Source organism: Hydrogenophaga aromaticivorans (assembly GCF_013387465.1).
GTDB classification, from domain to species: domain Bacteria; phylum Pseudomonadota; class Gammaproteobacteria; order Burkholderiales; family Burkholderiaceae_C; genus Hydrogenophaga; species Hydrogenophaga aromaticivorans.
The window spans coordinates 128,209-152,181 of the sequence record NZ_VYGV01000015.1; the positions used below are offsets into that span (position 1 = coordinate 128,209).

Sequence of the window (23,973 nt, forward strand, 5' to 3'; positions counted from 1 at the left end):
GACGTCCCCGAAACACAGACGACGGTTGAGCGGCCGGGCACGCGGGGTTTCAGCGCTGCACCGGCGGCTTCCAGCGCTTGAGCAAGAGCGCGTTGCTGACGACGCTCACCGAGCTCAGGGCCATCGCCGCGCCCGCCAGCACCGGGCTCAGGTAACCCAGCGCGGCCAGCGGGATGCCGGCGGCGTTGTAGGCGAAGGCCCAGAACAGGTTCTGCCGGATCTTGCTCACGGTGCGGCGCGAGATGTCGAGCGCGGCGGCCACCAGCATCGGGTCGCCGCGCATGAGCGTGATGCCGGCGGCGTGCATCGCCACGTCGGAACTGCCGCCCTGGCTGTGGCTCATGGCCATGCCGACATCGGCCGCCGCGAGCGCCGGTGCGTCGTTCACGCCATCGCCGACCATCGCCACGGTGTGCAGGCTTTCCTTTGAACCCGTTGTTCCCGTAGCGGGCGGTGTGCCACCCTCCACCGCCGCCAGCGCCACCAGGCCCGGCGGTGGTTCGCGTTCGCCCAGTTTCAGGCGCTGCACCACCGCCGCCTTGTCGCCCGGCAACACCTCGGCAATCACCTCACCTTCGTCGGGCCGCAGGCCCAGCGTGTGGGCCATGGCCAGCGCGGCGCCGCGGTTGTCGCCCGAGACCATGAAGAGCCGCAGGCCCTGGGCGCGCAACCCGGCCAGCGCGGCGGCCGCGCCGGGCTTGGCTTCGTCGGCGAAGGCCAGCAGGGCCAGCGGCGCCCACTGATCGGCCTCTCCCTGCGCTGCCAGCACCGACACCGTGGCGCCCTCGTCCTGCAGCGTCTGCGCACGCGCCGCCAGCGGGCCCATGGCCGCACCCAGCTCGTCCATCCAGCGCAGGCTGCCCAACGCCAGCTTCGCGCCCTGCACGGTGCCGAGGCTGCCGCGGCCCGAGACCGCCTGCACATCCTGCGCCGCATCGGCGGCCACCGTCAGCCCACGCGTGGCCGCAGCCTCCAGCACGGCGCGCGCCAGCGGATGCGCGCTTTGCGCCTGCAGCGCGCTCGCCGCCTGCAGCACCGCCAGCTCGTCCACACCCGCGGCCGCCTCGATCAGCCGCAGCCGCGGATGGCCCACCGTCAGCGTGCCGGTCTTGTCGAACGCCACGGTGTCCACGCGGTGCGCGATCTCCAGCGCCTGCGCGTCCTTGATCAAAATGCCGTGTTGCGCCGCCACCCCGGTACCGGCCATGATGGCCGCGGGCGTGGCCAGACCCAGTGCACAAGGGCAGGCGATCACCAGCACCGACACCGCGTGCAGCAAGGCCTCTTCCACCGGCACGCCCACGTACAGCCAGCCGCCCAGCGTGATCAGCGCGATCACCAGCACCACCGGCACAAACACCGCGGCCACCTGGTCCACCAGGCGCTGCACCGGCGCCTTGCCCGCCTGGGCGTCCTGCACCAGCGCGATGATGTGCGCCAGCACGCTCTGCGCGCCCACCGCGCGCACGCTCACCTGCACCGCGCCCTCGCCGTTGAGCGCGCCGCCGGTCACGCCATCGCCCACCGCCTTGGGCACCGGCATGGCTTCACCGGTGAGCATGGATTCATCGGCCTGCGTGCTGCCCTGCGCCACCGTGCCGTCGGCCGGGAAACGTTCGCCCGGTCGCACGGTGATCAGGTCGCCGGGCAGCAGTTCGTCCACCGGCACGTCGGTCTCTTCGGTGCGTTTGATGCCGTCGGGCAGCAGGTGCGCCCACTCGGGCCGCAGCGCGTGCAGCGCGCGGATGGCGCTGGTGGTCTGGCGCTTGGCGCGCGCTTCCAGCCACTTGCCCAGCAGCACCAGCGTGATCACCACCGCCGAGCCTTCGTAATACAGGTGCACCATCTCGCCCGGTTCGGCGCTCCACCAGAGCCAGGTAGACAGCATCCAGCCGGCGGTCGTGCCGATGGCCACCAGCAGCTCCATGTTGCCGGTGAGCGCCTTCAGCGCATGCCAGCCGGCTTTGTAAAAACGCGCGCCAAGCCAGAACTGCACCGGCGTGGCGAGCAGGAACTGCATCCACGAAGGCAGCATCCAGTGTTTGCCGAACAGGTCGCCGACCATGGGCAGGGCCAGCGGGGCCGAGAGCAGCAGGCCCGCGAGCACGGGCAGGAAGTCGGTCGGGATGCCGTGCCAGCGTTCGTTGCTGTCCTCGTCCATGGCGGCCATGGACCGTGGTTCGTAGCCGGCGTCGCGCACCGCGCGCTTGATGCGCGCCAGGGTTTCGGCGTCGTCGGGGCCGGAGAGCATGACGCGCGCCGACTCGGTGGCCAGGTTCACGCTCGCACCGCTCACGCCAGGCTGTTTCTTCAGCACCTTCTCCACGCGCGAGACGCAGGAAGCACAGGTCATGCCGCCAATGCCCAGGTCGATCTGGCAAAGCTCGGGAGATTCGGGCACGACGCCGGGGTCGGCCACTGCGGTCAAGGTATTCATGGGTCAAGGATAAGCTTTACCCCCATGGGAAGGTCAAGCGACAAGGTGTATCGTTCATCGCCTGGGGACTTGACCTTGACACCGTGTCAAGCCTGAAGATGCGGTCTTCTTCCCCCACTTTCATCTGGAGCCACACCATGAACCAACTTTTCACCGTGCAAGGCATGACCTGCGGCCACTGCGAAAAAGCCGTCACCACCGCCATCAAGACCCTGGATCCCCAGGCCGAGGTGCGCATCGACCGCAGCCAGAACCTGGTGGAAGTCCAGACCGAACAGCCGCGCGACGCGGTGGCCGCGGCCATCAGCGAAGAAGGCTACACCGTCGCTGCATGAGATGAGCCCCCACACGCCACCGCTGCGCGGGTCGTTGCCCCCCGAGGGGGCTGATCCGGCTTGGGGCGGCCCGGCGCCGGATCCGATGAGCACAGCCCACAGCGCGCTGGACCACGTGGGCGCCTGGCCGGTCAACATCGGCACCGCGGCCAGCCTGAGCGGCATCTCGCCCAAGATGCTGCGCCACTACGAAGCGCTCGGCCTGCTGGGCGCGGTGGCGCGCACCGACAGCAACTACCGCCAGTACAGCCTGGCCGACGTGCACACCCTGCGCTTCATCCGCCGCTCGCGCGACATGGGTTTCGGCCTCGACGCCATCACCGAACTCGTGAGCCTGTGGCACAACCGGCGCCGCAGCAGCGCCAGCGTCAAACGCATCGCTCAGAAGCACCGCGACGAGCTGGGCCAGCGCATCGAAGCGCTGCAGGCCATGCAGCGCACGCTGGACGAACTGCTGTGCCATTGCCCCGGCAACGACCGGCCAGACTGCCCGATCCTCGACGACTTGGCCCATCCTTGATCTGCCGCAAGCCATCCAGGCTTTAGCGGAACAAATCTTTACAAATCGGCATCACTCCGGCACAGAGCAGAAACAGCCGCTGCTCACACTGAAGCCATTCCGGAAGCAGGCAGCCCGCCCGCCCATTCTGGAAAGTTCTTCTTCAACCTCCGGAGTGATTCATGAAATTGTTCAGCCAACGCACCCTCATCGCCGCCGCCCTCGCCACCGCCTTTGTCGGCGTTTCCGCCACCGCCATTGCCCAGGGCATGGGTGCCCCGTCGCAAGACATGCGTGCCCAGCACATGGCCCAACGCGCTCAAGCCGGCCCGGACGCCACACCGGGCAACGCCGATCTGACCCAGAAGCGGGCCTATCGCATGGAACGCATGCAAAAACGCATGGCCGAGCGCCAGGCCCAGCTCAAGGCAACCCTGAAGATCACGCCGGCCCAGGAAGCCGCGTGGAACGCCTTTGTGGCCCGCACCACACCGGAGCCGCGCATGGGTCGCGACGTGAGCCGTGAAGACTGGGCCAAACTGACCACGCCGCAGCGCCTCGACAAGATGCAGGCCCTGAAAGCCGAACGCGATGCCCGGATGGACAAGCGCATCGACGCCACCAAGAGCTTCTACGCCGCGCTCACACCTGAGCAGCAGAAGGTGTTTGACAGCCAGCGCCACGGCGGTTTCCAGCGCGCCGGCATGCAGGGTGAACGCGGCATGATGGGCAAACACCACCACGGCGGTCACCACCGCATGGGTGGCATGGGTGGCGGTGCCGGCTGCGATGCCCCGGCGCAGCCGCGCAGCTGAACCCGACCCGCACCCTTTCCCAAGCCCCGCCCGTCGGGGCTTTTTCATGGGCTTGACCTGAGTCAAGCCCCACCACCCAGCCACCCGATAAGCTGCCCCGCCATGGACTTTGACCTCATCATCATCGGCGCCGGCCCGGCCGGCCTGAGCCTGGCCCGGGCGCTGCGTGGCAGCGGACTGCGCATCGGCCTGATCGAACAGCACACCCGCGACGCGCTGCAACAGCCCGCTTTCGATGGCCGCGAAATCGCCCTCACCCAGCACAGCGCCGAGTTGCTGCGCCAGCTCGGCATCTGGCCCCTGCTGGAGGAAGCCCACATCGCGCCGTTGCGCGACGCACTCGTGCTCGACGGCGGCGCCGGCCCCGGCCAGCAGCGCATGCGCATCAGCCACCAGCTGAGCCCAAAGACGGAGCTCGGCTTCCTCGTCGCCAACCACCACATCCGCCGCGCCGCCTTCGAGGCGGCCCTGGCACCCGAAGACGCCAGCGGCCGGCCGCCGGAGCTGCGCTGCGACGAACAGGTCACACAGATCCACACCGACGCCAGCGGCGCCCACCTCACGCTTGCCAGCGGCCAACGCCTGAGCGCCCAGCTCGTGGTGGCCGCCGACAGCCGCCATTCCAGCACCCGCCGCGCCATGGGCATCCCGGCCGACATGCACGACTACGGTCGCACCATGCTGGTCTGCAACATGACGCACGAGCAGCCTCACCACGAGACCGCCTGGGAATGGTTCGATCATGGCCAGACGCTCGCCCTGCTGCCCATGAACCCCGACCCGGTGAGTGGATTGCCGCGCTCATCGGTCGTGCTCACCCTGCCCAGCCAGGAACTCCAGCCCCTGATGGACCTGCCCGAAGACGCGTTCAACGCCGCCATGGCGCAGCGCTTCGGCCACCAGCTGGGCGCCATGCGGCTCAGCAGCACGCGCCACGCCTACCCGCTGGTGGGCGTCTGGGCGCGCCGCCTGGTGGCGCAGCGCTTTGCCGTCGTCGGCGACGCCGCCGTCGGCATGCACCCGGTCACAGCCCACGGCTTCAACCTCGGCCTGCGCAGCATCGACAGCCTGTCGAAAGCACTGATCCAGGCGCATCAAAAAGGGCAGGACATCGCCTCGCCCGTCCTGCTGCAGCGCTACCAGCGCACCCACCAGGGCGCCAGCCGCGGTCTCTACATGGCCACCCACGCCCTGGCCACGCTTTACACCCGCGAAGAGACGCCGGCCCGCCTGTTGCGCCAGGCCATGGTCGGCCTGGGTGAACGTTTCACGCCCTTCAAGCGCGCGGTGGCGGCGTCCCTGACCGGCTTGCATTGAGGGTCCCCCCGCGCCGCTTCGAGTGCCTTGCAGGCCGCAGCCCTCAGCCCCCCAAGGGGCAACGCGAGTGGCCCGGAAAAGTCGGTTCCACCGCATCCTGGGTGGCAGGCACGCGCTCCGGTCGCGCCGCGTTCTGCGTCTGAGGTGTTTGCTCCGGCAAGGTCTTGTTGCGGTGCGTCAAGATGCTTGTCAGCATTCGGGTCTAGATTGATACATGTCAATCCGTACGGGCACGCAGAGGCCCGGCCGCTCTCAACCGCCCGAGGAGACCACAAGACCATGCTGTCCGCCTACATCACGCACGCCGACTGTGCCCGCCACGACATGGGTGCCCACCACCCCGAATGCCCCGAGCGCCTGGGCGCCATCAACGACCACCTGCTGGTCAAGGGTCTGCTGGACTACATGATCCCGTACGACGCGCCGATGGCCACCGAGGAACAGCTGGGTCGCGCACACGCCTCGCTCTACGTGCGCGAAATCTTCGAAGCCTCGCCCAAGGAAGGCCTGCACCCGGTGGACCCGGACACCAACATGTGCCCCCACACGCTCTCGGCCGCCCTGCGCGCCGCAGGCGCCGCCGTGCAGGCGACCGACCTGGTGCTGGCGGGCAGCACCACCACCGCTTTCTGCAGCGTGCGCCCGCCCGGCCACCACGCCGAGCGCTCGGCGGCCATGGGTTTCTGTTTCTTCAACAACATCGCCGTCGGCATGCGCCACGCGCTCGATGTGCACGGCCTGCAGCGCGTCGCCCTGATCGACTTCGACGTGCACCACGGCAACGGCAGCGAAGACATCTTCCGCGGTGACGAGCGCGTGCTGATGTGCTCCATCTTCGAGAAGGGCCTTTATCCCTTCAACGGCGAGAACGCCGTCGGCCCGAACATGGTCAACGTCGGTCTGCCCAGCCGCTCCGGCAGCGACGCCTTCCGCGCCGCGGTCACCGACCACTGGATTCCCGCGCTCGACGCCTTCGCGCCGCAGCTGATCTACATCTCGGCCGGCTTCGACGCCCACCGGGAAGACGACATGGGCAACCTCGGCCTCGTGGAAGCCGATTACGCCTGGGTCACCCAACAACTCATGAAACTGGCCGGCAAACACTGCCAGGGGCGCGTGATTTCCTGCCTGGAGGGCGGCTACGTTTTGAGCCCCCTCGCCCGCAGCGTCGCGGCCCATGTGCGTGTGCTGATCGGCGCCGACTGAACACGAACCATCCGAATCTTCAGCAACCTGAGTCCCTCATGGACAAACACTACCTCACCCCGCTCTTCCTGCCTGAAACCATCGCCGTCTTTGCCGGCAAAACCGACGACCCCGACAGCCAGATACCGCAAGCGCGGTCGTTGATCAACGCGCTGACCGCCCAGCGCTTCAGCGGCAACCTGGTCTTCCTCGACATCCACACCACCGGCACCCTGGCCGATCTGGCCCAGACCCGGGCCGACCTGGCCATCATCGCCCTGCCCCCGGCCGAGGCGATCGCCGCGCTGGAAGTGGCCGGGCGCATCAAGTGCAAGGCAGCGCTGGTGGTCGGCAGCGGCACCTCGGCCGACATGGCGGGCGACATGCACCGCGTCGCGCGCCGCCACGGCATGCACCTGCTCGGCCCCAACAGCCTGGGCTTCCAGCGCCCGCGCGCCGGCCTCAATGCCAGCGTGGTGGGCCCGCTCGCGGCCGTCGGCCCGCTCGCGCTGGTCTCGCAATCGGGTGCGCTCACGGCGTCCATCCTGGACTGGGCGAGCCAGAACGCCGTGGGCTTCTCCACCGTGGTTTCACTCGGCCCCAACACCTCGGTCGACATCGCCCAGGTGCTCGATTTCCTCGCCTCCGATGCACAAACCCACAGCATCGTCGTCTACATGGAAGGCATCTCCAGCGCGCGCCGTTTCATGAGCGCACTGCGCGCTGCTGCCAACGCCAAGCCGGTGATCGTGCTCAAGGCCGGGCGCAAGCAGGCGGGCAACGAAGCCGCGCAGACCCACAGCGGCGCCATCGTCGGCAGCGACGACGTGTTCGACGCTGCCCTGCGCCGCGCCGGAGCGGTGCGCGTGCGCTCGTTTGTCGAGCTGTTTTCGGCCTCCAAATGCCTGGCCTCGCGCTACCGCCCGGTGGGCAAGCGCCTGGCCGTCGTCACCAACGGCGGTGGCCCCGGCGTGCTGGCGGCCGACTGGGTGAGCGAGATCTCGCTGGAACTGGGCAAGCTCGCACCCGACACCATCGCCAGCCTCAAACCCCTGCTGCCCGCCCTGGCGTCGCTCAACGACCTGATCGACCTGTCCGAAGAAGCCACGGCCGAACACTACCGGGCCGCCATAGACGCCGCCGGCCACGACAAGACGGTGGACGGCATCCTGGTGGTGCATTCACCCAAGTCCGGTATCGACGCGGCCGACGTGGCACGCGCCATGGCCGAACTCAAACCCCGACTGGGCAAACCGCTGCTCTGCTGCTGGATGGGCGATGCCTCGGTGGGCGAAGCGCGCGCCGTGCTCGCCACCGCCAACATCCCCAGCTTCCGCACGCCCGAAGCCGCCGTGGGCGCCTTCGGCAACATCGCCAGCTTTTACCAGAACCAGCAACTGCTGCAGCAGACGCCCCCGCCCCTGTCCACCCTGGCCCAGCCCGACATCGAGGGCGCGCGCCTGCTGATCGAGAACGTGCTCACCGAGCGCCGCAAGATCCTCACCGAAATGGAATCCAAGGCCCTGCTCTCGGCCTTCCACATCCCGGTGACTCAGACCATCCTGGCGCGCAGCGCCAATGAAGCCATGATGATCGCCACCCAGCTGGGTTACCCGGTGGCGCTGAAGATCGACTCGCCCGATATCAGCCACAAGAGCGACGTCAACGGCGTCGCGCTCAACGTGCTCAACGCGGTCGGCGTGCGCGACATCTACAACACCATGATCCAGGCCGTCACCAAGGCCCAGCCCGGCGCACGCATCAACGGCGTCACGATCCAGAAAATGGCGCGCAACAAGCGTGGCCGAGAGATCTGCATCGGCCTCGTGACCGACGATCCGTTTGGCCCGGTGATCGCCTTCGGTGCCGGCGGCACCATGATCGAGCTGATCGACGACCGCGCCATGGAGCTGCCCCCGCTCAACCAGTTCCTGGCGCGCCGTCTGATCGACCGCTCCCGCGTCGCCGAGACCCTGGGCGAATGGCGCGGTGCATCTGCGGTCGACATGGACGCGCTGGAACACGTGCTGCTGCGCGTCTCGGAAATGGTCTGTGAGCTGCCCCAGCTGCGCGAGATGGACATCAACCCCATCATCGTGGACGAATCGGGCGCCGTGGCGGTGGACGCCCGCATCGTGATCGACAGCGCACCCGCCACGGCGCGCAACTACGCCCACCTGGCCATCCTGCCCTACCCGGCCCGCTACGAGCAGATCTGGCCGCTGCGCGGCGGCGGTGAATACACCATCCGCCCGATCCACCCCGACGACGCCCAGATGCTGCAGGACCTGGTGCAGAACCTGTCGCCCGAGAGCCGCTATTTCCGCTTCGTGTCCTCACTCAAGGAACTGCCGCCATCGATGCTGTCGCGCCTGACCCTGATCGACTACGACCGCGAGATGGCACTGGTGGCCATCCACCGCACCCGCAAGACCGACGCCGATGGCGAAATCGTGGAAACCGAGCGCATCGTGGGCGTCTCGCGCTACATCACCAACCCCGACAAGGCCAGTTGCGAGTTTTCGCTGGTGGTGGCCGATGACTTCAACGGCAAGGGCCTGGGCTCGCGTCTCATGCTCAGCATCATGGAAGAAGCGCGCGACAAGGGCCTGGCCGAGATCGAGGGCCTGGTGCTGGCCAACAACCCGGGCATGTTGCGCCTCATGAAGGGCCTCGGTTACAGCATCAAGCCGTTTCCCGAAGACCCGGACTTCAAACTCGTCACACACACGCTCTGAAAAGCTGCGCGCCTTCGGCGCAGCGTTTTTTTGACATCACCGCCCGGTCCTCCGGGCGGTTTTTTTTGGCTGTTCTTATTCTTCTATATCTTTATTTCAAATTAGTAGGAGTAGTAGAGCGAGCGGTTTTGTGTGGACAAGCGCTTTTTCCTCAATGCCATCAAGGACTTGATAACCGTACAAGCCTGTGAAGGCGTCCCTGTTGCGATCGAACAGAAAAGGGGATAACCCGGCACCTGACCACATTGTTGTGGATAACACGAGGCTTATTCAAAAGTTACACACAGGCTTGTGAGCAACAGGCGCCGACAGACCATCTTTGGCCGCAGTTCCCGCGGGTTTCGCTGTCGGAACACCCTGTTGACCCAAAACGACGGAACCGGTTTTCCAACACCGACCGGTGTCACTTTTTTGGACTGGGTCGTCCGGACACCGGACGGCGTTTCCCCGGCTGTTCCTATTCTTCTATAGCTTTATTTCAAATTAGTAGGAGTAGTAGAGCAGCCTCTTTTTTGTGGACAAGCGGCTTTTTTGCTGGCCGATCAAGGACTTGGCGCCAGTACAAGCGTGTGAAGACGGCCCTGTTGCTGCTGAACCGAAACGGGGATAAGTTGGCGTTTTTCCACCATGCTGTGGATAACATGGTGCTTATTAGAAAGTTACACACAGGGTTGTGCAAAAAACCCCTGTGAAACCGCCAAAAACCGGGGTTTCAGTGCAGGCGCGCCATCTGCGCAAAGCCCCAGGCCATGCCCAGACCGTGCAGCAGCGTCGCCACCACGGTGAGGGCCAGGGCTGGCTTCAGCTGCTGTGGCCGGTGCAGATGGGTCAGCAGCCAGGCCAGGGCCGCCAGCGAAAACGGCAGCGAGACCAGTCCCCAGAGCGCCGGCATCGGCGGAATCAGCAGCCACACGCTGGCCGCCAGCCACGCATGGGCACCCAGCACCAGCAAGCCGTACAGCGCGCCCGCCGCCACCGGGCCCAGCCGCACCACCAGGGTGCGTTTGCCCACGCGGGCATCGGCCGCGGCGTCCGGAAAACCATTGATCAGCAGCAAGGCCCCCACCATCAGCGCAAAACCCGCCGCTGCGCTGGCCGGGATCACGAAAAACTGCCGCCGTTGCACATAGTCCGCGCCCACCACCACGAGAAACCAGACCAGCGCCACCGTCAGTTCGCCCAGACCGCGCGACACCAGCTTGAGCGGCGGCGCGGAATACGCCCAGGCCAGCAGCAGCCCGGCCATGCCCAGCAGCAACACCCCGCCGCCGGCCTTCACCGCCAGCAGCAGACCCGCCGGCACCAGAAACACCAGCAACGCCTTGGCCAGCTCGGCGGTCTGCTGTTCGCTCACCGCGCCGGTCTGGATCAGCCTCGAACCGCCGGTGAAGGGGAAGATGCCGTCCGTGTTGGCCGCATCGGCACCGTTGCGGGCGTCGTGCAGGTCGTTCAACACATTGCCCGCCGCGTGCGCCAGCACCGCCAGCGCCATGGCGCCCAGCGCCAGCGGCAGATCCACACCACAGCCGCAGGCCGCTGCCGTGGCGGTGCCCAGCACGCAGGCCACCACGGTCAGCAGCAGGAAAGCCGGCCGCGTCATGCGCCACACCAGCGAGACACGGGCCCAGGCTGAAACCGGCGTACCGGAGGCCGGTTTCTCAGGGGAAATGGGGGTGTTTTTCATACGGGTTTCAGTATGCCGGGACACGTCGGTTTGTGCGTTGCCATCGAGCAAACCGACGAACGGCTGGGCACGCGGTTTACAGCCCCTCACACCGGCACACACCTGGGCACCAACGCACACCCCCCGGCTGGTAAGATGCTCGGCGCGCAGTGGGCCCGGGTCTTGCTGTGCGGCTTCACCCTCTGCACATCCGCTGGGACCTCGTTTTTCTCTCCAGCCACCGAGCCTGCCCTTCATGTCCGTTGCCCTCGCTGCCAACGCGCCCGCCACCTTCGAGATCAAGAGCGCCAACCTGCCCCTGGTCGCCTTGCTGCTCAAATCCGCCGACCTCGCCCGCCTGAGCGAAGAACTGGCCCAGCGATTCGGCGACATGCCCGATTTTTTTGACCAGGACCCGCTGGTCATCGACCTCTCGCCCCTGCAGGGCACCGAGGCGGCCGGTCTCGAAACCGCGCTCGACTTCGCCGCACTCGCCGACCTCCTGCGCCAGTACCGCCTGCAGCCCATCGCCGTGCGCGGCGGCAGCGATGCCCAGACCGCCGCCGCCCTGGCCGCGGGCCTCATTTCGGCGCCCGACGCTCTGGTCCAACGCAGCTCCGCGCCCCAGCCCGCCCCGAGCCGGGCGCCGGTCCAGCCCGAAACGCCCGCTCCGGTCGCCGCTGTGCCACCCCCGGTGGCACCGGGTGCGATGGTGATCGACAAACCGCTGCGCTCCGGTCAGCAGGTCTACGCCCGCGGGCGCGATCTGGTCGTCATGGCCATGGTCAACCCCGGCGCCGAAGTCATCGCCGACGGCCACATCCACGTCTACGCACCGCTGCGCGGCAAAGCCATCGCCGGTGCCCGTGGCAACGCCGACGCGCGCATCTTCGCGCTGTCCATGGACCCCGAACTCATCTCCATCGCCGGCATCTACCGCACCAGCGAGACCGATCTGCCCCCCGAAGTGCGGGGCAAGGCCGCCCAGGTGCGCCTCATGCCCGGTCCCGACGGCGAAGACAAACTGATCATCGATCCCCTGTCTGCCTGACGGCTGCCAACAGCCTTTCAGCCACTTCCCCACCTTCACAGGAACCTCCACATGACCCAAATCGTTGTCATCACTTCCGGCAAGGGCGGCGTGGGCAAGACCACCACCAGCGCCAGCTTCGCCTCCGGCCTCGCCCTGCGCGGCCACAAGACCGCCGTCATCGACTTCGACGTCGGTCTGCGCAACCTCGACCTGATCATGGGCTGCGAACGCCGTGTGGTCTACGACCTGATCAATGTCATCCACGGTGAAGCCAACCTGAACCAGGCGCTGATCAAGGACAAGCAGTGCGACAACCTGTTCGTGCTCGCCGCCAGCCAGACGCGGGACAAGGACGCGCTCACGCAGGACGGCGTTGAAAAGGTGCTGAACGACCTGTCCGCCATGGGCTTTGAATACATCGTCTGCGATTCGCCCGCCGGCATCGAGACCGGCGCGCTCATGGCCATGCACTTCGCCGACGAGGCGCTGATCGTGACCAACCCCGAAGTCTCCAGCGTGCGCGACTCCGACCGCATCCTCGGCATGCTCGGCAGCAAGACCAAACGCGCCATCGAGGGCAAGGATCCGATCAAGGAACACCTGCTGATCACGCGCTACAACCCGACGCGCGTGGCCGACGGCCAGATGCTCAGCCTGGAAGACATCCAGGACATCCTGCGCATCAAGCTGATCGGCGTCATCCCCGAGAGCGAAAACGTGCTGACCGCGTCCAACCAGGGCATGCCGGCGATCCACTTGAAGGGCACCGACGTGGCCGAGGCCTACAGCGACGTGATCGACCGTTTTCTCGGTGCCGAGAAACCGCTTCGTTTCGTCGAAGCCGAAAAGGCGGGCTTCTTCAAGCGCGTGTTCGGAAGGAAGTGAGCATGTCCTTCCTTTCCTTCTTTCTGGGCGAAAAAAAGAAGACCGCCAGCGTCGCCAAGGAGCGGCTGCAGATCATCCTGGCGCATGAGCGCAGCGGCCGCAACGCCGCCGAGCCCGATTACCTGCCCGCGCTGCAGCGCGAGCTGGTGGCCGTGATCGGCAAGTACATCAAGATCAATCCGGACGACATCAAGGTCATGCTGGAGCGCCAGGACAACCTGGAAGTGCTCGAAGTCAAGATCGAGCTGCCTGACCGGAAATAGAGCAGCGCCCATCCAGAGACACCGAGGAACCGGCTTTGCCGGGCCTCAGGTGTCGCCCCCCTTCCAGGGGGGACGCGCGCAGCGCGGCAGGGGGTCTTTATGATGGGCCCATGCTGATCGAAACCCTGGGCGCAGCCCGAGACATGGGCCGCCTGAACACCATTCTGGGCGTGCTCATCCGCCACGGCTTCGGCGACAGCGTGCGCCGCCTGGGCCTGGCCGACCGTCTGGAGCGCGCGGGTCACGTGCTCAAGTGGGAACACGCGGCCGATCTGGCGCGGCTCGAACCGCCGGTGCAGCTGCGCCTCACGCTCGAAGAGCTCGGCCCCACCTTCGTCAAGCTCGGCCAGATCCTGGCCGGCCGCGCCGACCTGTTCGGCCCCGAATTCATCGCGGAGTTCGAGAAGCTCCACAGCCAGGTGCCTGCGGTGCCACTGGATATCCTGCTGCCGCAGCTGCGCGAAGACCTCGGCGGCGAGCCTGAAACCCTTTTTGCCCGGTTCGACACCGAACCGCTCGCCGCCGCCTCCATTGCCCAGGTGCACCGCGCCCAGCTGCACGATGGCACCGAAGTGGTCGTCAAGATCCGCCGCCCCGGCATCACCGAAACCATCGAGGCCGACCTGCGCCTGCTGGCCCGGCTGGCCGCCATCGCCGAAGCCGAAATCCCGGCGCTGAAACCCTACCGCCCGCAGCAACTGGTGCGCGAACTGGCCCGCTCCCTCAAGCGCGAACTCGATCTGGCCAGCGAATGCCGCAACGCCGAACGCATCGCCGCCAACCTCGCTTCGTTGCCCTGGATCGTGGTGCCCAAGGTGCACTGGGCGCACACGAAAGAGCGCGTCAACGTGCAGGACTACGTGCATGGCACCGCCGGCAATCAACTCGACCAGCTCGACGCCCTGGGGCTGGACCGCAGCCTGCTGGCGAAACGCGGCGCACAGGCCGTGCTCAAGCAGATCGTCGAAGACGGCCTTTTCCACGCCGACCCGCACCCTGGCAACGTCATCTACCTTGAAGACAACCGCATCGCCTTCATCGACTTCGGCATGGTCGGGCGCCTCTCGGTGCGCCGACGCGAAGAACTCCTGAACCTGCTGCTGGGCCTGGTGGAGCGAAACCCCCAGACCGTGGCCGATGTGCTGCTCGACTGGACCGGCGACGAGCACGGCGTCAATCTCAGCCTGCTCGAAACCGAGATCGAAACCTTCGTCGACCAGTACCACGGCGTGCCGTTGGCCCAGCTGAATCTTGGCGAGATGCTCGCCGACGTCACCACCATCCTGCGCGAACACCACCTCGGCCTGCCCTCCGACATGGCCCTGCTGATCAAGGCCTTCATCACGCTCGAAGGCATGGGCCGTGGCCTCGACCCCGAGTTCCACATGACCACCGAAGCCCTGCCGCTGCTCAAGCAGGTGGTGCGCGCGCGCTACCAGCCCAAGGTCGTGGCCAACCGCGCCTGGCAGACCCTGCGCCGCACGCTCGCCGTGGCCGAACAGCTGCCACACGACGTCTCGCGCCTGCTGCGCAACGCGCGCCGTGGCAAGGTGCACGTGGGCATCGAGCTGGCGCACCTCAAGCGCGTGGGCGACCAGATCGACCGCGCCGCCAACCGCCTCACCATGGCGCTGGTGATCGCCGCGCTCATCATCGGTTCCTCCATTGTCATGACCGTCAAAGGTGGCCCCACCCTGTTCGGTCTGCCCGCCTTCGGTTTCCTCGGCTTTGCCAGTGCGTTCGTCGGCGGGCTGTGGCTGGTGCGGGCGATCTGGCGCAGCAGCAAGGGGCGGGATGTGGGGGAGGAGTGAACAGCTCGTCGAGCCGCGGGGTCATGTTGGGCTGAGCGGAAACTGCCGCGCCACATGCACCACCGCCCGCACGGTGATCGTGCAGTTGGTCTCGTCCTGATCGAAGTACACGATGTAGTTTTGATGCGCCACCAGTTCGTGCGCACCCGGGACGCGGCTGCTGGTGCGGCGGGGAAAGTTGGGATCGGCGAGCTGGTCCACCTGGCTGTCGATCAACAACCACATGTCGATGGCCGCGCGCGGGTTGTCGCGAGCAATCCAGGCTTCGATGGCGTCGAGATCTTCCCGGTACTCGGGTCGTCGGAGGATGCGCCAGACGGCGCAGCTCATGAGGTCTGCCGCTGGGCAGCGAGTTTGTCGCTGCGGATGCGCTCCCAGTCGGGCTCGCTGATGGCGGAGCGCGGGTCGTCGCGGCTGGTCTGCACTTTGGCTCGCACCCAGCGGTCGTATTCGGCGGCGCGGGTCATGGCTTCGGCGCGGTCAGGCCTGCTGCGTCGCGCCAGTTCGGCTTGTTCGGGGTGCCACTGGTCCAGCCGGTCCAGCACGATGCGGCGCACGCCCAGCTTGTGCAGCAGTTTCAGCGCGCTGTCCACGCTGCCAAACAGGCGGGGCTCGGTGCTACGGGCTTGCACCAGCGTGGCCTGACCAGTCAGCGTGAGCAGCTTGACTGCAAAGCGCGCTCCCACGGGCTCAATCTCGACAGACTTCACTGCGCCGTGTGCAAAAGCAGCCTGGAACTGGATCTGGGTCAGCGTGTTCATGGGAGCATGAGTAATATTAATAAAGTGCAGTTTATATGTTGATCATGCAAAGATCAAATGTCGTGCCTTTCCGATGCGGTGGGTCAACTGGATCGCGACCACCAGAAGCACGCATGCACGTTTTTCCACATCGTGGTACATTAACTGGTTCGCCTTGGGCGACCAGCCGCGTCCGGGTTTGATGACCTTGACGCACCGCCCCCGGCAGAGGGGCCGCTGGTCCAGCCCCTCCATCGCGAGCCGTGCCAGCCCCGCACCTTTTCCAGGTCGGCGCCGTCGCAATCTTCTCCCTGCTGTTGCCGATGCCCCTGCCGTGGCGCGTGCTCTGGTTCTGGCTGGTGTTCCCGACACCGTGCCGGCGCCGGGTGATTCAGTCGGGCACCCCGGCGCTTGGGGCTGCCAATGTGTTTTTCGGGCGTTTTCCTGCTGTGCGGTCCATAAGACCGCGGCGTTCCGCCCTTTGATGTTTTTGATGATTCATACGATTTCCACGACCACAACAACGAAGAGACTGTCTCCTCTCACTCTGGGCAAGTACCGCATCGCGGCTTGCCCTCGGCCGCTGCCGTGCGGCCGTTTTGCCGCCCAGGTGTCCATCGCCAGCGGCTCGGGCAGCGCCTGTACCGACCGTGTCATGCGCTTCCACGATGATTTCCCCACACACGACGCAGCGGCGCATTACGCCGTGGCGCAAGGCATCGACTGGGTGAACGACGCGTTGCGCATTCGCGTGCGCCCGGCCACCGTGGCAGCGACGGTGCCTTCTCCCCAGATTTGTATTTGAAGCAAAGGAGCCTCACATGGCCAAGGAAGAACTGATCGACATGATGGGCATCGTTAACGAGGTGTTGCCCGACACGCGCTTTCGCGTGACGCTGGACAACGGTCACCAGCTGATTGCCTACTCCGCCGGCAAGATGAAAAAGAACCACATCCGCATCTTGGCGGGTGACCGGGTTTCTCTCGAACTCTCGCCCTACGACCTGACCAAGGGCCGGATCAATTTCCGCCACATCGAAGGCCGCGGCCCGATGGTGCCGCGCAAGCCACGCTGAGTTGAGCACCGGGGTTGACCGGGCTCGCGCCCGATCCGACCTCACATGCCCATGCCACCGTCCACGGGCAGACCCGCACCCGTGATGAAGCGCGAAGCGTCGGAGCACAGGAAGACCACCGCGTCGGCCATGTCGCTTACCGTGCCCAGGCGCCCCAGTGGCGTCTGCTCCACGATGGCCCTCACAGCGGCATCGGGGGATTCGAACAAGCCGGCACCCACCACGTCGCTGGCGAGCTTCATGCCCATGTCGGTGGGCACGAGGCCGGGGTAGATGCTGTTCACACGCACCCCGTAGCCCAGCTTGCCCGCCTCCATGGCGCCCACGCGCGTGAGCCGGTCCACGGCGGATTTGGTGGCCGAGTAGCCCGCAATGGCGGGAAACGCGATGGTGGCCGCCACCGACGACACGTTGACCACCACGCCGCCCTGCCCGGCCAGACCACCCGGGCGCATGGCGCGGAAAGCCTGTTTCATGCCGATCGCGGTGCCGACGATGTTCACGTCGAGCATGCGGCGCAGTGCGTCGGGATCGATCTCCGTCACCAGCGCGGTGAACTCGATGCCGGCGTTGTTGATCAGGATGTCAAACCCCCCGAACGCCGAGTGCGTGGCGCTGATCGCCGCGAGCCAGTGGGCTTCGTCGGTCACATCCAGGTGCACAAACGCGGCCTGGGCGCCCGTGGCGGCCAGGGCCCGCGCGGTCGCCTGGCCCTGCTCTTCGAGCACGTCGCCAATCATCACGGATGCCCCGGCCGCGGCCAGTGCCACGGCCATGCCGGCGCCCAGGCCCCGGGCACCGCCGGTCACCAGGGCCTTGCGGCCGGTCAGATTGAATGGGGACATGAAACCTCCTGAATGCTGTTGTGGGTGAATGAGACGCCAGCCAAAGCCAGCGACTGGCGCACTCTAGACACCCGGCACAGGAGCGGGAACAAATCCCTGTAAAAGTTGACAGTGCCACGGACCGCGAGCCAGCCTGGACGGCCTGCTCGCCGAGGTGGCGGTGGGTCAGCGGCTGGTTTTTGAGCGCCGTGCCCGCACCGCTTCGGCCAGACCCTGCAACACCGGCACGGTCTGTTCGAAACTGATGCAGGCGTCGGTCACGCTCACGCCGTGCTGCAGCGGCTGGCCGGGCACGATGTCCTGGCGGCCTTCGTTCAGGTGGCTTTCGATCATCACACCGGTGATGCGCGCGTCGCCCGCGGCGATCTGCTGCGCCACGTCGGCGGACACGTCGATCTGCCGGCGGTGCTGCTTGCTGCTGTTGGCGTGCGAGACGTCGATCATCACCTGCTCGCGCAGGCCCGCGGTCTTGAGCAGAGCGCAGGCGGCATCCACATCGGCGGCGCTGTAGTTGGTCGCTTTGCCACCACGCAGGATGACGTGGCAATCCGCGTTGCCACGCGTTTCGAAGATCGCGGCCTGGCCCATCTTGGTCATGCCCATGAAGGCGTGCGGCGCTTGTGCGGCCTGGATGGCGTCGCTCGCCACCTTGATGCCGCCGTCGGTGCCGTTCTTGAAGCCCACCGGGCACGAGAGGCCGCTGGCGAGCTGGCGATGGCTCTGGCTTTCGGTCGTGCGCGCGCCAATCGCGCCCCAGCTCACCAGATCGCTGATGAACTGCGGGCTCAGCAGGTCGAGAAATTCGGTGCCCACCGGCAGGCCCAGCGCCAGCACGTCCAGCAGCAGCTGGCGTGCCAGCTCCAGGCCTTCGTTGATGGCAAAGCTGCCGTCCAGGTGTGGGTCGTTGATGTAGCCCTTCCAGCCCACGGTGGTGCGCGGCTTCTCAAAATACACGCGCATGACGATGAGCAGATCTCTGTTCAGCGCGTCCACCTGTTTTTTCAGCAAACGGGCGTATTCCATGGCCTGCCCGTGGTCGTGGATGGAGCACGGCCCGACCACCACGATCAGCCGGTCGTCCTGCCCGTTCAGCACGCGCGAGAGCGCGGCGCGGCTGCTCTCGACCAGCGCCAATGCCTCGGGCGGCGTGGGCAGCCATTCCTGCAGCAGGGCGGGCGTGATGAGCGGGCGCACCGCGCCGATGCGCAGGTCGTCGATGCGGGTGGTGTCCTGGGTGGACAGCGGGGTGGTGGTGCGGTGGGCGTGGGTCATAGCCCGGTATTGTCGCGCGGCCACCAAGGGCCGCCCTTCAAGGGCGGCGGAAGGCGGTGCTCTGGCGCGCCCAGTAGCGGTTGTCCAGCCGGTCTAGCCGCACCGTGCCGCCGGTGGACGGTGCGTGCACGAAGCGGCCTTCGCCGACGTAGATGCCGGCGTGGAACGGCCGACCGGAACCAAAGATCACGAGGTCGCCGGTGCGCAGCTCGCGGGTGCTCACCGGCTGGCCGAAGCCCGACAGCTGCGCCACCGTGCGAGGCGGCGCCACGCCAGCGCGGCTCTTGTACACGTAGCCGATCAGGCCACTGCAGTCGAAGCCGCTCTCGGGCGTGTTGCCGCCGTAGCGGTAGGGCGTGCCCACCAGCCCCAGCGCGTGGATCGCGATGTCGCTCGACTGCTCGGCCGACAACGCGCGGTACGCTGGCCCGCGCGGCGGGGGCGTGCTGCCGCAGCCGGCGATCAGCAGGGTGGCGGTCAGGGCGAGGATGGGCAGGACACGGCGCATGGGTGCCAAGGGTAACGGATGGGCCGTTGCCGCCCATCCGCGCAGCCCGATCGGATCAGCCTTCGGCAGTGGCGGCCACCGCAGGCGCCGTCCGGGGCGGTGCCACCAGGCGGTTGGCCACGCTCAGCACGGCCCGTACCGAGGCGGTGACGATGTTGCTGTCCAGGCCCACGCCGAAGGTCGCGCCGGGCGTGCCGGCGAGCCCGGCCTCCACGATGGCCAGGGCCTGCGCCTGGGCGCCCGCGCCGGTGGCCCGCTCTTCGTAGCCGTGCACCTCCAGCGGCAGGCCCAGCGCATCGACGGTCGCGGCAATCGGGCCGTTGCCCTGCCCTTGCAGCGTCTGCCGCACGCCTTCGATCGTGACGTCCAGCTCGATGCCCTGGCCGTCCTCCGACAGGCGGTGCGCGTGGCAGGTGATGGCCTGCGCCACCGCGGACAACGCGGTGCCCGGGTCGAGGTAGGTGGTCTGGAACAGCGCCCACAGCGCCGGGCCGCTCATCTCGGTTTCGCTGGCGTCGGTGTGGCGCTGCACGGCGGCGCTGAACTCCACCTGCATGCGCCGTGGCATCACCACGCCACGCTCGCGCTCCAGCAGGAAAGCGATGCCGCCCTTGCCCGACTGGCTGTTGACGCGGATCACGCTGTCGTAGGTGCGACCGAGATCGGCCGGGTCGATGGGCAGGTAGGGGATCTGCCACAGGCCCTCGGGATCGTGCGCCGCGAAACCCTTCTTGATCGCGTCCTGGTGCGAGCCGGAGAACGAGGTGAACACGAGGTCGCCCGCGTAGGGATGGCGTGGGTGGATGGGCAGGCCCGTGCAGGCCTCTGCCACGCGCGCCACGCCGTTGATGTCGGAGAAGTCCAGGCCCGGGTGGATGCCCTGGGTGTAGAGGTTGAGCGCGACCGTGACGAGGTCGAGGTTGCCGCAGCGTTCGCCGTTGCCGAACAGGCAGCCTTCCACGCGCTGCGCCCCGGCCAGCATCGCCAGCTCGGCCGCGGCCACGCCGGTGCCGCGGTCGTTGTGCGGGTGCACCGAAAGCACGATGTGCTCGCGCGGGCTCAGGCGGCGGTGCATCCACTCGATCTGGTCGGCGAACACGTTGGGCGTGGCGTTTTCCACCGTGCTGGGCAGGTTGATGATCACCTCGCGCCCCGGCCCCGCGCCCCAGGTGGCGATGGCCGTCTGGCAGGCCCTGAGCGACACCTCCAGTTCGGTGGCGCTGAAGGTCTCGGGCGAGTACTGCAGGGTCCAGCGCGTCTCGGGCCGGGCGTCGGTGAGGCGCTTCAGGAGCGACACGTGGTCCTGAACCAGGGCCATCACCTGCGTCACGTTCATGCCGAACACCACGCGGCGCCAGACCCTGGCGGTGGCGTTGTAGAGGTGCACGATGGCGCGCGGCGCACCGCGCATGGCGTCCACCGTGCGCTCAATGAGATCGGCGCGCGACTGCGTCATCACCATCAGCGTCACGTCATCGGGCACGAGGTCTTCGTCGATGAGGCGGCGCACGAAATCGTGGTCGGTCTGCGAGGCCGCCGGAAAACCCACCTCGATCTCCTTGAAGCCGATGCGCACCAGCTCCTGAAAGAGCTGCAGCTTGCGCTCGACGTTCATGGGCTCGAACAGCGCCTGGTTGCCGTCGCGCAGGTCGGTGGACAGCCAGACGGGGGCGTGGGTGAGGGACTGGGACGGCCAGGTGCGGTCGTGCAACTCGACGGGGGCAAAGGCCTGGTACTTGCGGGCGGGTTGGGCAATCATGAGCGGCTCCACGAATCGGGGGATCTGAAAAAACACAGGCGACATCCCCTGCAGCCCTCCATGTGATGGAGGCTGGTTCGTGGGCCGGGGTCAGGGGGAAGTCGGGTGTTGCGCTTCAGGCAACGAGAGAGGCGAACGCAGGCAGACCCCGGCCGAGCACTAGGCTTAGCGATAGGGTGGACGGGAGTGTGCGGCGTTGCATGGCCGCAAATCGTAGCACGGGCCTTTCGGCGTTGGCCTACCGGCTGATGGGCGGCGGGGTTCGCGCTCCGCTCTCGCGGGATCTGCTTCGCTGCGCGCGAAGGAGGTCAGGGGGCGCTCAAGACACCCTGTGGCACGGCGTGACGGGCCAGCAGCTTGGCCACGGCCGCCTTGGTGCAGCGCTGCAGGCCCATCAGGTACGCGTGGTCCGGTTCGGCCACACCGTGGCGTGTGCGCAGGTCGCGCTGGATGCGTTGCAGCAGCTCCGCCGCCATTTCGGCGTCGGCCAGCGCGCGGTGGGCACGGCCGGTCCGGGGCAGCTGGAACCAGTCCACCAGGCTGCCCAGTTTGTGGCTCGGCGCCTCGGGATAGAGACGGCGCGAGAGCAGCACGGTGCAGGCAAAAGGCTGCGGTGCCGGCACACCGGCGCGTGCGAGCTCGGCGATCCAGTAGCGGCGGTCGAAAGACGCGTTGTGCGCCACCATCGGCACCTCCCCCACGAAGCGGGCGGCATCCGCCATCACGGCCTCGGCCGGCGGCGCGCCCGCCACCATGGCGTTGGTGATGCCGGTGAGCTGCGTGATGAAGGCCGGGATGTGCACGCCCGCGTTCATCAGGCTCTGGAAGCGGTCCACTACCTGGCCGCGCTCCAGCAGCACGATGGCCACCTCGGTGGCGCGGTCGCCCTGGCCGGGCGAGATGCCGGTGGTTTCGAAGTCGATGACGGCGATACGATTCACTGGAGTCCTTCGCCCTGCGGGCTGCGGTGCGAGCTGGCTTGGGAACGGCCCGGCGCTGCGCTCATGCCTTCTTCAAAAACTCCGACTTCAGCAGCATCGGCCCCAGCTCGGTCTTGCAATCCACGTTGTGGCCGTCGTTGCCGTCCACCAGGCGGATGCCCTTGATCTTGCTGCCCTTCTTGAGCACGGTGGACGAGCCCTTGACCTTCAGGTCCTTGACCAGGATCACCGAGTCGCCGTCGGCCAGCGGGTTGCCGTTGGCGTCTTTCACGGTGCCGTCGCCGGCGGCCTCGTCTTCGGCGCCCGCTGCCGTCTGCGGCCACTCGAAGGCGCAGTCCGGGCAGACAAAGTGGTCGCCGTCGGGGTAGGTGTTTTCAAGACCGCATTGCGGGCAGGCGGGAATGGTGTGGGGCATGGTGAGCACGGGTATGCGGTGGTGCAGGGGATTCTAGGCCCCGCCCCATGCACCAAATTCAGGGCTGAGGTCGGTGTGTGGGGTGCGGTGTGCCGCGATTTGGTGCAAAAACGGGCCAGCGGTGCTGGCACGATCCATGCATCCGGGGGTATCAGCATGGAGAGCGGTCTGCACACAGGGGCAGCGGCTCGTGCGTAGGTCCACTAGGGTTCCGTCCGCTTCACCGCGGGGTCTGGTCCGAGAGTGGACCGGCCTCATCGCAGGCTCCACGGAGGGATAAAAGCCCGGGAGAACGACGTCAGATCGGTTCTCCTGCGCCCATCCCTCATCAAACGGAGCTTCATCATGAAACTGGCTGGTCTCTTCTCCTCTCCCGCAGGTTCCACCACGTCCTCTTCCGTGCTCGGCAAGCTGTTCAAGCCTGCGCTGGGTGCCGCGCTCTCGCTCGCCACCGCCGCGGCGATGGCTGCGCCCGTCAACATGAAACTGGCCACCGTGGTCTGGATCGGCTACGGGCCCTTCTACGTGGCCGAATCGCTGGACCTGTTCAAGAAGCACAACCTCAAGGTCTCGCTGCAGGTCTTCAACGACCCGGCGCTGATCCCCGCGGCCATCGCATCGGGCGCGGTCGACGGCGGCATGCTGACCTACGACCAGGTGGTCGGTCAGGTGGCGGCGGGTCGTGCCATGAAGGTGGTGATGCCCATCGACTACTCCAACGGCGGCGACGCCATCGTGGCCGACAGCAGCATCGCCAAGGTGGCGGATTTCAAGGGCAAGAAGATCGGCTACAACCCGCTCTCGCCGAGCGACTTTCTGCTCTCCTACGCCCTCAAGACGGTGAACCTGAGCGAGAAGGACATCAGCCCCGTGAGCATGACGCCCGAAGCGGTGCCCGCGGCCATGGCCTCGGGCGCACTGCCCATTGGCGTGACCTACGAACCCAGCCTGTCGCAGATCCTTGGCCAGGGCGGCGGCAAGAAGTTCAAGGTGGTTTTCTCGTCCAAGGACGCGCCCGGTCTGATCGCTGACGTGCTGGTGTTCGACGACAAGGTCATCAAGGCCAAGCCGACCGAGATCACCGGCGTCATGAAGGCCTACCTCGACGGCATGGCCTACATGAAGGCCAAGCCCGATGAGGCCGCCAAGATCATCGGCAAGTTCATGGGCGTCTCGGCCAAGGAAGCCAAGGAACAGATGAGCGGCGTCTACAACATCCCGCTGGCCGAAATGCCCAAGGCCTTCGTGAAGGCCAAGGAAACCACCTCGTACTACGCCAGCGGCGAGATCATCGGCCAGCTGCTCGTGGCCAAGGGCCAGATCAAGGCCGCCCCGGCCACCGAAGCCACCTTCGACGCCTCGCTCGTCAAGGCGCTGGCCAAGTAAATCCCGCTCAGAGATCTCCGCCGCCCGTGCCGAAGGCACCGGCGTGCGGA

23 protein-coding genes and 1 riboswitch are annotated in these 23,973 nt (G+C 67.0%); of the genes, 13 read left to right on the forward strand and 10 right to left on the reverse strand.

Annotated elements, in window-relative coordinates; genetic code table 11:
• Positions 1 to 49 precede the first annotated feature (49 nt).
• Positions 50 to 2,437 carry a heavy metal translocating P-type ATPase gene (locus F3K02_RS15925; protein WP_218179477.1) on the reverse strand — a complete coding sequence of 796 codons (2,388 nt, stop codon included), beginning with the start codon at positions 2,435 to 2,437 and terminating at the stop codon, positions 50 to 52.
• A 137-nt stretch (positions 2,438 to 2,574) separates the two neighbouring features.
• Here F3K02_RS15925 and F3K02_RS15930 point away from each other — a divergent pair, with 137 nt between their 5' ends.
• From F3K02_RS15930 to F3K02_RS15955, 6 genes are all read left to right on the forward strand, one after another.
• The gene (locus F3K02_RS15930) at positions 2,575 to 2,772 is read left to right on the forward strand and encodes a heavy-metal-associated domain-containing protein (RefSeq protein WP_177136613.1); all 198 of its coding nucleotides are present in this window, start codon (positions 2,575 to 2,577) and stop codon (positions 2,770 to 2,772) included.
• Positions 2,773 to 2,857: 85 nt separating this feature from the next.
• Positions 2,858 to 3,292 (forward strand): Cu(I)-responsive transcriptional regulator, encoded by a 435-nt coding sequence (gene cueR / locus F3K02_RS15935; protein WP_177136614.1) that lies wholly within the window; start codon positions 2,858 to 2,860, stop codon positions 3,290 to 3,292.
• A gap of 161 nt (positions 3,293 to 3,453) precedes the next feature.
• The gene (locus tag F3K02_RS15940; protein WP_177136615.1) at positions 3,454 to 4,086 is read left to right on the forward strand and encodes a Spy/CpxP family protein refolding chaperone; all 633 of its coding nucleotides are present in this window, start codon (positions 3,454 to 3,456) and stop codon (positions 4,084 to 4,086) included.
• Between the two features lie 102 nt (positions 4,087 to 4,188).
• The gene (gene ubiM / locus F3K02_RS15945) at positions 4,189 to 5,403 is read left to right on the forward strand and encodes a 5-demethoxyubiquinol-8 5-hydroxylase UbiM (RefSeq protein WP_177136616.1); all 1,215 of its coding nucleotides are present in this window, start codon (positions 4,189 to 4,191) and stop codon (positions 5,401 to 5,403) included.
• A gap of 279 nt (positions 5,404 to 5,682) precedes the next feature.
• On the forward strand, positions 5,683 to 6,609 hold the full coding sequence (locus tag F3K02_RS15950; RefSeq protein ID WP_177136617.1) for a histone deacetylase family protein: 927 nt from the start codon (positions 5,683 to 5,685) through the stop codon (positions 6,607 to 6,609).
• A 38-nt stretch (positions 6,610 to 6,647) separates the two neighbouring features.
• Entirely contained in the window at positions 6,648 to 9,326 is a 2,679-nt protein-coding gene (locus tag F3K02_RS15955) for a bifunctional acetate--CoA ligase family protein/GNAT family N-acetyltransferase (protein ID WP_177136618.1), read from the forward strand.
• Between the two features lie 712 nt (positions 9,327 to 10,038).
• Here the strand turns inward: F3K02_RS15955 and F3K02_RS15960 are convergent.
• Positions 10,039 to 11,010, reverse strand: a complete 972-nt coding sequence (locus tag F3K02_RS15960) for a prenyltransferase (RefSeq protein ID WP_218179478.1) — start codon at positions 11,008 to 11,010, stop codon at positions 10,039 to 10,041.
• Between the two features lie 235 nt (positions 11,011 to 11,245).
• Here F3K02_RS15960 and minC point away from each other — a divergent pair, with 235 nt between their 5' ends.
• The 4 genes from minC (at position 11,246) to F3K02_RS15980 (ending at position 14,981) form a co-directional block, all read left to right on the forward strand.
• Positions 11,246 to 12,040: a septum site-determining protein MinC gene (gene minC, locus F3K02_RS15965; protein ID WP_177136619.1), complete on the forward strand. Its 795-nt coding sequence runs from the start codon at positions 11,246 to 11,248 to the stop codon at positions 12,038 to 12,040.
• A gap of 51 nt (positions 12,041 to 12,091) precedes the next feature.
• Complete coding sequence (minD, locus tag F3K02_RS15970; RefSeq protein ID WP_177136620.1) at positions 12,092 to 12,907, forward strand: septum site-determining protein MinD; 816 nt, start codon at positions 12,092 to 12,094, stop codon at positions 12,905 to 12,907.
• A gap of 2 nt (positions 12,908 to 12,909) precedes the next feature.
• Complete coding sequence (gene minE / locus F3K02_RS15975; RefSeq protein ID WP_177136621.1) at positions 12,910 to 13,170, forward strand: cell division topological specificity factor MinE; 261 nt, start codon at positions 12,910 to 12,912, stop codon at positions 13,168 to 13,170.
• A 110-nt stretch (positions 13,171 to 13,280) separates the two neighbouring features.
• Entirely contained in the window at positions 13,281 to 14,981 is a 1,701-nt protein-coding gene (locus F3K02_RS15980) for an ABC1 kinase family protein (protein WP_177136622.1), read from the forward strand.
• A 21-nt stretch (positions 14,982 to 15,002) separates the two neighbouring features.
• On the opposite strand, the gene F3K02_RS15985 is transcribed toward F3K02_RS15980, so the two are convergent.
• Together F3K02_RS15985 and F3K02_RS15990 are read right to left on the reverse strand one after the other, a co-directional pair.
• Positions 15,003 to 15,311, reverse strand: coding sequence for a type II toxin-antitoxin system RelE/ParE family toxin (locus tag F3K02_RS15985; protein WP_177136623.1), 309 nt, complete (start codon positions 15,309 to 15,311; stop codon positions 15,003 to 15,005).
• A complete protein-coding gene (locus tag F3K02_RS15990) occupies positions 15,308 to 15,742 on the reverse strand; it encodes an antitoxin PaaA2 family protein (RefSeq protein WP_177136624.1) in 435 nt (144 codons plus the stop codon). The genes F3K02_RS15985 and F3K02_RS15990 overlap by 4 nt, the downstream gene beginning before the upstream one ends.
• Before the next feature lie 472 nt (positions 15,743 to 16,214).
• Between F3K02_RS15990 and F3K02_RS15995 the strand changes: the two genes are divergently transcribed.
• Both F3K02_RS15995 and infA read left to right on the forward strand, forming a co-directional pair.
• The gene (locus tag F3K02_RS15995) at positions 16,215 to 16,526 is read left to right on the forward strand and encodes a hypothetical protein (protein ID WP_246309526.1); all 312 of its coding nucleotides are present in this window, start codon (positions 16,215 to 16,217) and stop codon (positions 16,524 to 16,526) included.
• Between the two features lie 16 nt (positions 16,527 to 16,542).
• On the forward strand, positions 16,543 to 16,797 hold the full coding sequence (gene infA, locus F3K02_RS16000) for a translation initiation factor IF-1 (RefSeq protein WP_056265133.1): 255 nt from the start codon (positions 16,543 to 16,545) through the stop codon (positions 16,795 to 16,797).
• 41 nt (positions 16,798 to 16,838) lie between these two features.
• Here infA and F3K02_RS16005 read toward each other — a convergent pair whose 3' ends face one another.
• The 6 genes from F3K02_RS16005 to F3K02_RS16030 form a co-directional block, all read right to left on the reverse strand.
• The gene (locus F3K02_RS16005) at positions 16,839 to 17,642 is read right to left on the reverse strand and encodes an SDR family NAD(P)-dependent oxidoreductase (protein WP_177136625.1); all 804 of its coding nucleotides are present in this window, start codon (positions 17,640 to 17,642) and stop codon (positions 16,839 to 16,841) included.
• Between the two features lie 165 nt (positions 17,643 to 17,807).
• Positions 17,808 to 18,914 carry a 3-deoxy-7-phosphoheptulonate synthase gene (locus F3K02_RS16010; protein WP_177136626.1) on the reverse strand — a complete coding sequence of 369 codons (1,107 nt, stop codon included), beginning with the start codon at positions 18,912 to 18,914 and terminating at the stop codon, positions 17,808 to 17,810.
• Positions 18,915 to 18,951: 37 nt separating this feature from the next.
• Entirely contained in the window at positions 18,952 to 19,422 is a 471-nt protein-coding gene (locus F3K02_RS16015) for a C40 family peptidase (protein WP_177136627.1), read from the reverse strand.
• Positions 19,423 to 19,477: 55 nt separating this feature from the next.
• Entirely contained in the window at positions 19,478 to 21,181 is a 1,704-nt protein-coding gene (gene leuA / locus F3K02_RS16020; RefSeq protein ID WP_177136628.1) for a 2-isopropylmalate synthase, read from the reverse strand.
• 308 nt (positions 21,182 to 21,489) lie between these two features.
• Positions 21,490 to 22,122, reverse strand: a complete 633-nt coding sequence (locus F3K02_RS16025) for an exonuclease domain-containing protein (RefSeq protein WP_177136629.1) — start codon at positions 22,120 to 22,122, stop codon at positions 21,490 to 21,492.
• A gap of 61 nt (positions 22,123 to 22,183) precedes the next feature.
• Entirely contained in the window at positions 22,184 to 22,537 is a 354-nt protein-coding gene (locus tag F3K02_RS16030; RefSeq protein WP_177136630.1) for a zinc ribbon domain-containing protein YjdM, read from the reverse strand.
• Positions 22,538 to 22,729: 192 nt separating this feature from the next.
• Positions 22,730 to 22,830, forward strand: a riboswitch (guanidine-I (ykkC/yxkD leader).
• A gap of 52 nt (positions 22,831 to 22,882) precedes the next feature.
• Here F3K02_RS16030 and F3K02_RS16035 point away from each other — a divergent pair.
• Positions 22,883 to 23,923 carry an ABC transporter substrate-binding protein gene (locus F3K02_RS16035; protein WP_177136631.1) on the forward strand — a complete coding sequence of 347 codons (1,041 nt, stop codon included), beginning with the start codon at positions 22,883 to 22,885 and terminating at the stop codon, positions 23,921 to 23,923.
• Positions 23,924 to 23,973: the final 50 nt, after the last annotated feature.